At 69.2% G+C, this 12,387-nt stretch carries 11 protein-coding genes; 5 read left to right on the forward strand and 6 right to left on the reverse strand.

The window, feature by feature from the left end:
* The first annotated feature begins 5 nt into the window (after positions 1-5).
* The 5 genes from AB0J04_RS00770 to AB0J04_RS00790 all read left to right on the forward strand — a co-directional run bounded on the left by AB0J04_RS00770 (position 6) and on the right by AB0J04_RS00790 (position 4,729).
* Positions 6-518, forward strand: coding sequence for a R3H domain-containing nucleic acid-binding protein (locus AB0J04_RS00770; protein ID WP_363166185.1), 513 nt, complete (start codon positions 6-8; stop codon positions 516-518).
* A 116-nt stretch (positions 519-634) separates the two neighbouring features.
* Positions 635-1,351, forward strand: a complete 717-nt coding sequence (rsmG, locus tag AB0J04_RS00775; RefSeq protein ID WP_358802252.1) for a 16S rRNA (guanine(527)-N(7))-methyltransferase RsmG — start codon at positions 635-637, stop codon at positions 1,349-1,351.
* 248 nt (positions 1,352-1,599) lie between these two features.
* A complete protein-coding gene (locus AB0J04_RS00780) occupies positions 1,600-2,673 on the forward strand; it encodes an AAA family ATPase (RefSeq protein ID WP_363166212.1) in 1,074 nt (357 codons plus the stop codon).
* On the forward strand, positions 2,670-3,782 hold the full coding sequence (locus AB0J04_RS00785; RefSeq protein ID WP_363166186.1) for a ParB/RepB/Spo0J family partition protein: 1,113 nt from the start codon (positions 2,670-2,672) through the stop codon (positions 3,780-3,782). Before AB0J04_RS00780 ends, AB0J04_RS00785 begins: the two co-directional genes overlap by 4 nt.
* Positions 3,783-4,111: 329 nt before the next feature.
* Positions 4,112-4,729 (forward strand): GNAT family N-acetyltransferase, encoded by a 618-nt coding sequence (locus AB0J04_RS00790; protein ID WP_363166187.1) that lies wholly within the window; start codon positions 4,112-4,114, stop codon positions 4,727-4,729.
* 143 nt (positions 4,730-4,872) lie between these two features.
* Here AB0J04_RS00790 and trxA read toward each other — a convergent pair whose 3' ends face one another.
* From trxA to murJ, 6 genes are all read right to left on the reverse strand, one after another.
* Positions 4,873-5,205: a thioredoxin gene (gene trxA / locus AB0J04_RS00795; RefSeq protein WP_057576621.1), complete on the reverse strand. Its 333-nt coding sequence runs from the start codon at positions 5,203-5,205 to the stop codon at positions 4,873-4,875.
* 41 nt (positions 5,206-5,246) lie between these two features.
* On the reverse strand, positions 5,247-6,215 hold the full coding sequence (gene trxB / locus AB0J04_RS00800) for a thioredoxin-disulfide reductase (protein WP_363166188.1): 969 nt from the start codon (positions 6,213-6,215) through the stop codon (positions 5,247-5,249).
* A 222-nt stretch (positions 6,216-6,437) separates the two neighbouring features.
* A complete protein-coding gene (locus tag AB0J04_RS00805) occupies positions 6,438-7,334 on the reverse strand; it encodes a hypothetical protein (protein ID WP_363166189.1) in 897 nt (298 codons plus the stop codon).
* The gene (gene sigM, locus AB0J04_RS00810; protein ID WP_363166190.1) at positions 7,331-8,056 is read right to left on the reverse strand and encodes an RNA polymerase sigma factor SigM; all 726 of its coding nucleotides are present in this window, start codon (positions 8,054-8,056) and stop codon (positions 7,331-7,333) included. Before sigM ends, AB0J04_RS00805 begins: the two co-directional genes overlap by 4 nt.
* Positions 8,057-8,082: 26 nt before the next feature.
* The gene (locus AB0J04_RS00815) at positions 8,083-9,798 is read right to left on the reverse strand and encodes a protein kinase family protein (RefSeq protein ID WP_363166191.1); all 1,716 of its coding nucleotides are present in this window, start codon (positions 9,796-9,798) and stop codon (positions 8,083-8,085) included.
* Between the two features lie 273 nt (positions 9,799-10,071).
* Positions 10,072-12,372: a murein biosynthesis integral membrane protein MurJ gene (gene murJ, locus AB0J04_RS00820; protein ID WP_363166192.1), complete on the reverse strand. Its 2,301-nt coding sequence runs from the start codon at positions 12,370-12,372 to the stop codon at positions 10,072-10,074.
* Between the last annotated feature and the right edge of the window lie 15 nt (positions 12,373-12,387).

The following is a 12,387-nucleotide window of genomic DNA, read 5'->3' on the forward strand; positions in this document are numbered from 1 at the left end:
ATCCCGTGACGGAAGGCACCACCTCCGCCGCCGCCGAGGGTGCAGACACCCTGACCCGCCTGGAGCAGGAGGGCGAGATCGCGGCGGACTACCTCGAGGGTCTGCTGGACATCGCCGATCTCGACGGCGACATCGACATGGACGTCGAGGCCGACCGAGCCTCTGTGTCGATCATCAGCGACGCGGGCACCCGTGACCTGCTGAAGCTGGTCGGCCGGGACGGCGAGGTGCTGGAGGCGCTGCAGGAACTCACGCGCCTCGCCGTGCACCGGGAGACCGGCGACCGCAGCCGACTGATGCTCGACATCGCCGGCTACCGCGCCAACAAGCGCGCCGAGCTCACCGAGCTGGGCGCCAAGGCCGCGGCCGACGCGAAGAACAGCGGTGAGCCGGTCAAGATGAAGCCGATGACGCCCTTCGAGCGCAAGGTCGTGCACGACGCGGTCAAGGCCGCCGGCCTGCGCAGCGAGTCCGAGGGCGAGGAGCCGCAGCGCTTCGTCGTCGTGCTGCCCAACTGATTCGGTACGTACGTACTCCGGCCCCGTCTGTTGCGCAGGCGGGGCCGATCTTTGTCAGCCTGGTAGTTCTGGTGTCGGCGCGGGAAGCGCTGATGCGGTACGGAAGGACGGTCCCCGTGACGGAGGCAGCGGAGCTCCCCCCCGCGCCCGAAGTGGCACGAGAGGTATTCGGTGATCGCTTCGGCGATGCGGTCCGATACGCCGAGCTCTTGGCCGAGGCCGGTGTGCAGCGTGGGCTGATCGGTCCACGCGAGGTGCCCCGCCTGTGGGAGAGGCACATCTTGAACTGCGCGGTGCTCTCTGAGGTCGTACCCGAGGGCGTGACCGTGTGCGACGTCGGTTCGGGTGCCGGTCTGCCCGGCATTCCCCTGGCGCTCGTGCGGGAGGACCTGAAGATCACCTTGCTGGAGCCGCTGCTGCGACGGACCAACTTCCTCAACGAGGTCGTCGAGCTCTTGGGCCTGGACCATGTGACGGTCGCGCGTGGCCGTGCCGAGGAGGTCATGGGCAAGATCCCGCCGGTCCATGTGGTGACCGCCCGTGCCGTGGCGCCCCTGGACCGCCTGGCCGGCTGGGGTATCCCGCTGCTGCGTCCCTACGGTGAGATGCTCGCCCTCAAGGGAGACACCGCCGAGGAAGAGCTGAAGAGCGCGGCCACGGCACTGAGCAAGCTCGGGGCCGTGAGCACGTCGATCCTGCACGTAGGCGAGGGCGTGGTCGATCCGTTGTCCACGGTGGTGCGGGTCGAGGTCGGGGAGAGCCCGGGTGGTGTGCGGTTCGCGGCGAAGCGGGCCAAGGCGGCCCGCACCGGCCGAGTGCGCCGACGCCGCTGAGACGTACTCCACACAAGCTGCCAAACCCATGCACACGGAGTGTCGCGAGGATCCGGCCGCAGGCGCTGTGCATCGTGTTTCACGTGAAACGTCGCTCCCTGCTCCACGGCATCATCAGTCGCGGCCGCGCCGCGGCCGAACCCCGCGACCGTAAGCCTCTCGGTTCACTCGATGAGGGACGGGAGTTGTCCACAGAGGTGGATTTCTCCACAGAACAGCAGGCCTCACTGGTTCACGACCCCGAAGACATGGGAGGCTCTGTTCATTGCGAGCCTGAAGTCGAGGAGAGTGAATCCTTGCGGTCCGACGCCAACATCGCGGGACCGATGACCGATCCGGTCCCCGGTCCCCGTACCGAGTCGTTTGGGGAGGATGTTTCACGTGAAACACCGCCCCCGATGGACGACACTCCGATCGGTCGTGCTGCCCAACTCGCGGTGGAGGCTCTCGGCCGCGCCGGCGAGGGTCTGCCACGTCCCGAGCAGACCCGTGTGATCGTGGTCGCCAACCAGAAGGGCGGAGTGGGCAAGACGACGACGACCGTCAATCTTGCCGCGTCCCTGGCCCTGCACGGCGGCCGTGTCCTGGTGGTCGACCTCGACCCACAGGGCAACGCGTCCACCGCTCTGGGGATCGACCACCACGCCGAGGTTCCGTCCATCTATGACGTGTTGGTCGAGAGCCGTCCCCTCGCGGAGGTCGTTCAGCCCGTCCCCGATGTAGAGGGCCTCTTCTGCGCTCCCGCCACAATCGATCTCGCCGGTGCGGAGATCGAGCTGGTGTCCCTGGTGGCGCGTGAGAGCCGCCTGCAGCGAGCGATCCAGGCCTACGAACAACCGCTGGACTACATCCTCATCGACTGCCCGCCGTCCCTCGGTCTGCTGACGGTCAACGCGTTGGTGGCCGGTGCCGAGGTCCTCATCCCGATCCAGTGCGAGTACTACGCATTGGAGGGGCTGGGGCAGCTACTGCGCAACGTCGACCTGGTGCGGGGGCACCTCAACCCCACCCTGCATGTGTCGACCATCCTGCTCACCATGTACGACGGCCGGACGCGTCTTGCGTCGCAGGTCGCCGAAGAGGTGCGCACCCACTTCGGTGACGAGGTTCTCCGGACGAGCATTCCCCGCTCGGTCCGTATCTCCGAGGCGCCGAGCTACGGGCAGACGGTGCTGACCTACGATCCCGGATCGAGCGGCGCCCTGTCTTACCTTGAGGCAGCACGAGAACTTGCGCTGAGGGGTGTCGAGGTCAGTTACGACGCCACGCACGCCCACATCGGCGCCCAGAACAACCGGAACATGGTGGAGGGGATCCAGTGAGTGAGCGACGGAGGGGGCTCGGCCGAGGTCTTGGAGCGCTGATTCCTGCTGCCCCGACGGAGAAGACACCGGCACAGTCCGCGGTGGGCGGCGGGGGATCCACGTCTCCCGCAGTGGTACCGGTGCTGACGACCGACCGTGGAGTGGCCGCGGCGAAGGTGGCCACGCTGCCGCCTGTTTCACGTGAAACAGAGGAGCTGTCGGTGTTCGGCGTCATGGAGACGCCCGCGCCGCCGATCGGCGCGCACTTCGCCGAGATCCCTCTCGACCACATCACGCCGAACCCGCGCCAGCCGCGTGAGGTTTTCGATGAGGACGCGCTGCACGAACTCATCACCTCCATCCAGGAGGTCGGCCTGCTTCAGCCGGTTGTGGTGCGTCAGACCGGTCCGGCCCGCTACGAGCTCATCATGGGCGAGCGGCGGTGGCGGGCCTGCCGTGAGGCCGGCCTGGAAGCGATCCCGGCGATCGTGCGGGCCACGGACGACGAGAAGCTTCTCCTGGACGCACTCCTGGAGAACCTTCACCGGGCCCAGCTGAACCCGCTGGAAGAGGCAGCCGCCTACGACCAGTTGCTGAAGGACTTCAACTGCACGCACGACCAGTTGGCGGACCGCATCGGCCGGTCCCGCCCACAGGTCTCCAACACCCTGCGTCTGTTGAAGCTCTCGCCGGCGGTCCAGCGCCGGGTCGCGGCCGGAGTGCTTTCCGCCGGTCATGCCCGGGCGCTGCTCTCCGTCGACGACTCGGAGGAGCAGGACCGGCTGGCCCACCGCATCGTGGCCGAGGGACTCTCGGTGCGGGCCGTCGAGGAGATCGTGACCCTCATGGGCTCGCGTCCGCAGACGGCTCAGCGTGCCAAGGGGCCGCGCGCCGGTGGCAGGGTCTCCCCGGCGCTGACCGACCTCGCGACCCGGCTCTCGGACCGCTTTGAGACGCGGGTGAAGGTCGACCTGGGGCAGAAGAAGGGCAAGATCACTGTCGAGTTCGCCTCGATGGAGGATCTCGAGCGCATCCTCGACACGCTCGCTCCCGGCGAGGGTCCTGTCCTGCAGAAGGGCCTCGTGGACGGCGACACCGAGGCAGCGGAAGACGAAACGGAAGACTGAGCGGCTGCTCGGCAGAGGCGGCGCTGGTCCTGGAAGTCTGTGAGCGAGCCGTGTCCGGTGTGTACCGGAACACGGCTCGCTCTTTGCTTTCAGTCGGTATCGATGGAATCGCATCGTGGATACGATGCGGTTGGGGCTATGGCGCATCCACCTGGTAGCACCTCGGAGCGGGAGGCGGGGGCCATGCGAACGATGAGCCGGACCGGACTGGTGAGCGCCGGACTGGGACTGGGCGCCGTCGGCGGTTTCGTCGGCAGTCTGCTCAGGGAACGGAGCGCTCTGACAGCCGCTCGCGACGCCGCGGGCGAAGGAAGCGAGGAACAGCCTTCATGGGGCGTCGGCTCGTACCGCTCACGCTGGACAACCTTCAGGACCTTCCCAAGCGCTGTCGCTCGTGTGTCTTCTGGGAACTGGACCCCGTCCGCGGTGCGGCCGCGCTGAAGGCAGGGAAGTCCGCCCTGGAGAAGGAGTCCTGGATCTCCGCTGTCCTGCTGGACTGGGGGTCGTGCGGCCGGGTCGTCTACGTGGATGACGTCCCCGTGGGCTTTGTGCTCTACGCCCCTCCTGCCTACGTTCCCCGCTCGACGGCGTTCCCCACGAGTCCCGTGTCCCCGGACGCCGTGCAGTTGATGACCGCGTTCATCATGCCGGGCTACCAGGGGCAGGGACTCGGCCGTGTGATGGTCCAGACGGTCGCCAAGGACCTGCTGCGTCGGGGCTTCAAGGCGATCGAGGCATTCGGCGACGCCCGCTGGCAGGAGCCGGCCTGTGTGCTCCCGGCGGACCACCTGCTGGCGGTGGGCTTCAAGACCATGCGCCCTCATCCATCCCATCCTCGGATGAGGCTGGAGCTGCGGACCACGCTCTCCTGGAAGGAAGACGTGGAGATGGCGCTCGACCGGTTGCTGGGAGCGGTCCAGAAGGAGCCGGCGTTGCGCCCGCTGTAGACGCCTTGGGTGACGCGCTCTGGTGGGACCCGTTTGGTGGCGCGTTCGGGAAAGCGAAGGGGCCGGCCCTCTCGGGCCGGCCCCTTCGTGTTTCACGTGAAACATCAGCCGTCGGCGGGACGGCTCAGTGCGTCAGTCGTGCGTCACTCGGAGATGAAGGTCTCCAGATCGCGGACGAGCGCAGCCTTCGGCTTGGCGCCGACGATCGTCTTGGCGACCTCGCCGCCCTGGTACACGTTCAGGGTCGGGATCGACATGACGCCGTACTTGGCAGCCGTGGCCGGGTTCTCGTCGATGTTGAGCTTGACGATCTCGATCTTCTCGCCGTGCTCGGCCGCGATGGCCTCGAGAGAGGGAGCGATCTGGCGGCACGGGCCGCACCACTCGGCCCAGAAGTCCACCAGGACGGGCTTGTCGCTCTTGAGGACGACCTCTTCGAAGTCGGCGTCGGTCACATTCTTCAGGGTGCCGGCCACAGGGGGCTCCTTAATTCTTGGTGCGGTGGGGCGGGAGAGGGTCAGACAGAGGTCTTCTCGGGCTCGGACTGCTCCTCGTCCGCCAGGGCGGCGAGGTAGCGCTCGGCGTCGAGAGCGGAGGAGCAGCCGGTGCCGGCCGCGGTGATCGCCTGACGGTAGGTGTGGTCCACCACGTCACCGCCGGCGAAGACGCCGGTGAGGTTCGTCCGGGTGGAAGGCGCGTCGACCTTCAGGTAGCCCTCCTCGTCGAGGTCGAGCTGACCCTTGAAGAGCTCGGTGCGCGGGTCGTGGCCGATCGCGATGAACAGTCCGGTCACCGCCAGGTCCGAGAGCTCGCCGGTCTTGAGGTTGCGCAGCTTCAGCCCGGCCAGCTTCGGGTCCCCCTGGATCTCGGCGACCTCGCTGTCCCAGACGAACTTGATCTTCGGGTCGGCGAAGGCACGCTCCTGCATCGCCTTGGAGGCGCGCAGGGTGTCCCGGCGGTGGACGATCGTCACGGACTTGGCGAAGCGCGAGAGGAAGGTGGCCTCCTCCATCGCCGTGTCGCCGCCGCCGATCACGGCGATGTCCTGCTCCTTGAAGAAGAAGCCGTCACACGTGGCGCACCAGGAGACACCCCGACCGGACAGCGCGTCCTCGTTCGGCAGGCCGAGCTTGCGGTGCTGGGAGCCGGTGGTGACGATGACAGCCTTGGCCCGGTGGACCGTGCCCGCGGTGTCCGTGACGGTCTTGATCTCACCCGTGAGGTCGACGGAGACGATGTCGTCGGGGATCAGCTCGGCGCCGAAGCGCTCGGCCTGGGAGCGCATGTTGTCCATGAGCTCGGGGCCCATGATGCCGTCCTGGAAGCCGGGGAAGTTCTCCACCTCGGTGGTGTTCATGAGTGCACCGCCCGCGGTGACGGCCCCTTCGAACACCAGCGGCTTCAGCGACGCGCGTGCGGTGTACAGGGCCGCGGTGTAGCCGGCAGGCCCGGAGCCGATGATGATCACGTTACGGACGTCGCTCACGGCTTGGTTCCTCGTCTCTGGACTGCTTCTCGACGGGTGGGAGCTTCTGGACTCTCACCCCACCCAACGGATCCTAAGGGGCGTCCATTCCCACTGTGTCCGGGCACACGAAGGGGCGACACCGCAGGGGATCCCGTCGCGGATGCCAACGGAGAAGCCAGGGAGAAACCAGGAGGGAGGCCGGGGGAAACGACGTGCAGGACCGAGACGGTAGGCGGGCCGTCAGCGACGTGTGTAGGAGTCCGTCAGCAGGACCTTGGCCGGGCTCGACGACGGATGATCCACACAGGTCTTGTCCATGATGAAGACGTCGATCTTCGTGCTGTCCGAGGCGTCGGGCAGCACGACGAGCAGGGCGACCGTCCCCTGGTACGTGCCCTCCTCGGTGGCGAGGGCCGCGTCCTCGCGGCCGATGCCCTGCTGCACGCAAGGGGGAACCACGGGCTGCCGGAGGACCTTGGGCGACGGTTCGGTGGTGCCTTGGATTCCCATGCTCTCCGGGACACGCGAGCTGCCGGCATTGGTCAGGAGGTCGGCGACCTGTCCTTCGAGCTTGCTCGCGGCGAAGGTGTCCGGCCCGGCGGACTGATGCACCAAGGTGCCCGACCCTCCACCACCTGTGAGGGAAGACACCAGGACGGAACCGAGCCCCAGCGCCGCGGCAGTGAAGACCGCGCCGAGAACGGCGACCTTGCGACGCCTGCCCCGCTTGCGGTCCTTGCGGCCCGGACCGGTGGCGCCGGTGCGGGCGTGCCCCGCGGGTCGGTCCGTCGCCGTCGTTGTTTCACGTGAAACAGGGAGCGCGTCTGCGTCGGCCTTGATTCCGGTGGCCGCCTCCGGAGCGTTTTCGCTCTCCCGGGCCGTGGCGTTCAGGAGGGCCTCGGCGGCGAGTGCGGCATCGATGCGGTGGGCGACATCGTCCGGCATGCGCGGCGGACCGGGGAAAGTGCCCAGCAGGCCGCGGATCTCCTCGAGCGAGGTGTGGACGTCCGTGCAGAGCTCGCAGGCGTCCAGGTGCCGGCGCAGGTCCGCGCTCCGGGCAGGTGCGAGCAGGCCCTCGGCGAGGTCGGAGATCTCCGCGACATCCGGGTGCCCGGTCGTGTCCGTCGTCGATGTCACGTTCGCCCACCTCCGCCCTTCACAGCAGCTGAATCGCCTGTCCCGGTGTTGCCCGGTCCCTCGTCACGAGGTTCCGCTGCCGGTGTGACGGATGTCCCCTGCGCCCGGTTCCGTCCTGAGCCGCTTTCTCTCCCGCTGCCGGTGCTGTCCGGCCGCAGATGGGTCAGGAGCGGCAGGAGTCTTGCCCTGCCTCGTGCGCAGCGGCTCTTGACCGTTCCGGTCGGCACGTCGAGCATGCGGGCGGCCTCGGCGACCGGGTAGCCCTGCATGTCCACGAGGACCAGGGCGGCCCGCTGGTCGGGCGGGAGGGTGCCGAGCGCTTCGAGGAGCTGGCGGTGCAGGTCGTTGCGTTCCGCGGGAGCGGCGGCCGACTCATGCGGCTCGAGCAGTTGCTCCAGTCGCTCGGTGTCGTCGACCGGCGAGGTCTTGCGGGACGCGGCCTTGCGGGCGCGGTCCAGGCAGGCGTTCACGGTGATGCGGTGCAGCCAGGTCGTGACGGCGGACTGGCCGCGGAAGGTGTGGGCGGCCCGGTAGGCGGACACGAGGGCGTCCTGGACGGCGTCAGCGGCCTCCTCGCGGTCTCCCAGCGTGCGCAGGGCCACCGCCCAGAGCCGGTCGCGGTGACGCCGCACGAGCTCACCGAAGGCGTCGGGGTCGCCCTCGACGTGGTGAGTGAGGAGGTCCTGGTCGCTCACCCCGTCATAGGCGGCGCCTTCTGCCATCGGACCCCCTCCCCCTCGGTGAGACGTCAGCCCGTGAACTTCACGTCGGTGATGGCCTGCTTGTAGCCGGCATCGCTGTACTGGTCGCCAGCAGCGTAGGGCAGAGCGGTGAGCCAGACGAGCACATACCGCGTCTTGACCGCCTTGGTGGCCTTGACCGTGGCGGCGGTTCCGGACGTGCTGAGCGTGCCGATCTTCTGCATGGACTTGAGGGCACTCGCGGACGGATTCAGCGAGTCGGCGGCGTACAAGTTCACGGTCGTGTGATTGCCGCCGTAGTAGAGCCCTATCGTCGCCGCGGAGATCTCCTGTGCCGAGCCGAGGTCGTAGACGATGCCCACGCCCGGCTTGTACGGCGCGAGCACCGGTCCGCCGAGGAAGCTGGACGTCCGCCAGTAGGTCGAGCTGTCGCCGTCGTAGGTTTCGCCGACGTCGTTGGGGTGCTGGGCGTCGCCGCTCACGACGTACTCCGCCGCGCCCTTGATCTTCAGCTGTTGGGGAGCCTTGGGCGCGGCGCTGTTCTTGTCGCCGTCGTCCGTCGTCTGCGTCTGGTTGGTGTCCTCGGACTTGCTCTCCATCAGAGCGTCCGCGAGCTGCCAGCTGCCGAGTCCGAGGGCGGCGATGAGGAGGGCCGAGACCGCCCACTTCAGAGCCTTGCCGGTGCGACTCTGCAGCGGAGGGAGCGGAGCCGCCACAGGCTGGGTGGCGCCCGGGTGCGGTGCCGGACGGCCGTAGGTGCCCTGCTGGTAGGTCGTGCGCTGGTACTCGGGCGGTGCGGTGAACGCGGGCTCCGGCGGGCGGATGCGGGGCATCTCGCCGATCGCCTTCACCAGCTCCTCCGGCGTGGTGCAGGCGGCCTCGTGCCGGGAGGCGGTCGCGCCGTCGTTGACGAGGGCGCGCATGGCCAGCTCCGACAGGCCCCGGTGGACGCCGGCCCGCACCTGGTCGGGGGCGATCAATCCGACGTCCTTGGGCAGCCCGGACAGGCCGTACGCGTCGTTCTCGTAGGGCCAGCGCTGGGTGAGCGCCGAGTACAACAGGGCGCCGATCGCCTCGGTGTCGGTGCGCTGAGGGGTGTCGGTGGTGATGCCGCGCAGGGCGGCGTTCACGGCGAGGCCGCGGATGCGCCACTGGCCCGAGGAGGTGCGCAGCACGGCATTGGGGTTCAGCCGCAGATGCGACAGGCCCTCGCGGTGCGCGGCGGCCATGGCGGAGGCGATCTGACTGACCATCTGGTAGGCGTCGTGCGGTTCCAGCGGGCCGGCCGCGAGCAGCGCGGTCAGCTCGGTGGCGTCGGGCAGCCACTCGTGGACGACGTAGACGAGGTCGTTCTCCTCGACGGCGTCCAGCACTTGGACGAATCGGGGATCGCCGAGCAGGGCCGAGGAGCGGGCCGCGGCCAGCACCGAACGGGCCCGTGTGTGGTCCGCAGGCAGGATGTGCACGCCCACGGCACGACGGAGTTTCTCGTCGACCGCACGCCAACTGCTGAAACCGTCCAGACGGGTGACGCACTCTTCGAGGCGATAGCGTCTGGCGAGCTTGTGTCCACTGTGCAGTTCCGGCGGTGAGGCCTTCCCGGGACGCTCCGCCCCGCCGCTCCCCTGTGCCTCGTCGCTGTCCGTGTCCTGCTCCCGGTTCTTGACCACCCCGTCGGCCGTGGACTGGTCCGCTTGTGCGGTCAGCGGCTCGTCACCGCTGTTGTCTGCCACGTCGACGGCAGCTGTGCTCCGTTCCGCCACCGTCGTTCCTGCCTCCCCATCCAGTGCGCGCCGTCCGACCTCGTGCGCGCCGTTCGACGCCGAACCCAATTGTGCCCATAGTCCGTCGCTATGCACGACACGCGGCGGCGGACGATGGTTGTGCGCCTACCTCGTCCTGGGACCTGTGCAGCGGATCATGCCGCATGCCTGAGGTCCGGCACGCACTGCCCCGGAGGAAGTGCTCCCCTCGCCGCAACTGACTCCCGCTCATCGGGTACCACTCCTTTCCTCCGCCCCGGTTGTGGGACGGCCCTAGCGGCCCAGGCGTCCGCGGACCATGCCGACGAGCGAGTTGAGCTCCTCGATGCGCATGCGGCGGGCGGCGACGAAGAAGATGCCGAACAACAGGACCCCGCCGGCCAGCAGCGCGGCGAAGGAGCCGAGGACGCCCTGGCCCAGGGTGTGGCCGATGCCGTAGCAGGCCGCGCCGCTGATCAGGGCGGCCGGCACGGAGGCGATGCACAGCCGTGCGTAGGTGCGCAGGACGTGGGAGCCGTCGAGGTCGCCGCCGAGCCGCTTGCGCAGCCGGTTCCAGGCGACGCCGACGCCGATCGCGTACGCCAGACCGTAGGCGGCCGCCATGCCGACCACGGCCCAGCGGGCGGGAAGGACGAAGAAGCAGACTGCCGAGGCGCTCGCGTTGACCGCGGCCACGATGACCGTGTTGTAGAAGGGCGTGCGGGTGTCTTCGTAGGCGTAGAAGGCGCGCAGGACGACGTACTGCACGGAGTAGGGGATCAGGCCGAGGCCGAAGGCCATCAGCATGAAGCCCATGTTCGTGGCCTCGCTGGTGCCGGAGGAACCGAAGATCAGCGTGCACATCGGGATGCCGAGCGCGAGGAAGCCGAAGGCGATCGGCACGATCGCGACGGCCGTGGTGCGCAGGCCCTGGGAGATGTCGTCGCGGACCGCGCCGGCGTCGCCCTCGGCCGCCGAACGGGAGATGCGCGGCAGCAGGGCGGCCATGAGGGAGACGGTGATGATGGCCTGCGGCAGTCCCCAGATCAGCTGGGCGTTGGCGTAGGCGGCGAAGCCGGTGCCGTCGACCGGCGAGTCGGTGCCGGCCGAGGTGGACAGCTGGGTGACGACGAGCGCGCCGGCCTGGTTGGCCAGGACGAACAGGACGGTCCACTTGGCGAGGGTGGCCGCCTTGCCGAGGCCGTGGCCCTTCCAGTCGAAGCGCAGCCGCAGCCGGAACCCGGTCTCGCGCAGGTACGGGATCATCGCGAGGGCCTGCACGACCAGGCCGAGCAGGACGCCGAGGCCGAGGAGCCGCTCGCCCTCCGGTGGAATGGTCGTGACCTTCATACCGGAGTCGGCGGCGGTGCCGTAGACCCAGATGAACATGCCCAGCGTCACGATGATGACGATGTTGTTCAGGACCGGCGTCCACATCATCGCGCCGAATTTGCCGCGGGCGTTGAGGATCTGGCCCATCACCACGTGGACGCCCATGAAGAAGATCGAGGGCAGGAAGTAGCGGACGAAGGTGATGCCGACCTCGTTGGCCGCCGGGTCGCTGGCGACCGAGTCGGACAGCAGGCGGATCAGGACGGGCGCAGCCACGATCGAGGCGGCGGTGAGCAGGCCGAGCGCCACCATGACCAGCGTGAGCAGACGGTTGGCGAAGGCCTCGCCGCCGTCCTCGTCCTCCTTCATGGCCCGCACGAGCTGCGGTACGAAGACGGAGTTGAGGCCGCCGCCGACGGTCAGGATGTAGATCATCGTCGGCAACTGGTAGGCGACCTGGAAGGTGTCGCCGAGCAGGCCGACGCCGAGCGCCGAGACGATCAGAGCGGAGCGGACGAAGCCGGTGAGGCGGGAGACCATCGTGCCGGCCGCCATGACGGCGCTGGACTTCAGCAGGCCCGCGGCGCGCCCGCTCTTCTTCGCGGCGGCTGCGGAGGCGGAAGCAGAGGCCGGGGCAGGAGCCGCCACACCGGCCGCGGCCGGTGTGGCGGTGAGGTTCATGGTCTGGTCGGCCGCGGGCGACGAGGCGACCGGCGCCTGGTACTGCGGCGGCGTCCCCTGCCCGCCCGGGGCGTGGGCCGGACCGGGCACCGCAGGGGGCCCTGCCTGCGGACGGGAGCCGCTCTGCTGCTGGTCCCGGAAGAGGTGGGCGAAGGCGTCGGGCTGGTGCTGCTCCTCGCCGGAGTGCGTCACGAGGTCGTCCACGCCCACGAACTGGGTCGTGCGCGGGTCGTCGCCGTACGGCAGGTACTGCGTGGGACCCTCGGGCTCGGGCGCCGGGGTCTGGGCCCACACATGCGGATCGGGGGCGTACGGGGACTGCGCGGGCCGGCCGTACAGCGGCTGCTGGGGCGAGTAGGCGCCCGGCGGCGGGGGGTGCGCGGCGCGGTCGTAGAGCGCCTCGGCGACCGGGTCCTGGGCGGTGAGGTCCTGCGCCTGGTAGGGGTCCTGGTCGTAGGCGTCCTGGAGGTACATGTCCGCCGGGTGCTGCGGCGGCACCTGGCCGTGCTCGGGCGGCGGGCCCTCCGGGTGGCCCGAGCCGCCCGCGGCCTGGCCGCGGTCACCGTCGTACGGCGCGTTCATGGTTTACCCCACCTC

It is taken from the genome of Streptomyces sp. NPDC050263, from assembly GCF_040655955.1.
Classification (GTDB): Bacteria; Actinomycetota; Actinomycetes; order Streptomycetales; family Streptomycetaceae; genus Streptomyces.

What these genes read in the sequence shown, in the direction of transcription:
- sigM (WP_363166190.1), bottom strand. Translation starts at nt 8,056, where the DNA reads ATGGCAGAAGGCGCCGCCTATGACGGGGTGAGCGACCAGGACCTCCTC.
- AB0J04_RS00780 (WP_363166212.1), top strand. Translation starts at nt 1,600, where the DNA reads ATGGGAGGCTCTGTTCATTGCGAGCCTGAAGTCGAGGAGAGTGAATCC.
- murJ (WP_363166192.1), bottom strand. Translation starts at nt 12,372, where the DNA reads ATGAACGCGCCGTACGACGGTGACCGCGGCCAGGCCGCGGGCGGCTCG.
- AB0J04_RS00790 (WP_363166187.1), top strand. Translation starts at nt 4,112, where the DNA reads ATGGGGCGTCGGCTCGTACCGCTCACGCTGGACAACCTTCAGGACCTT.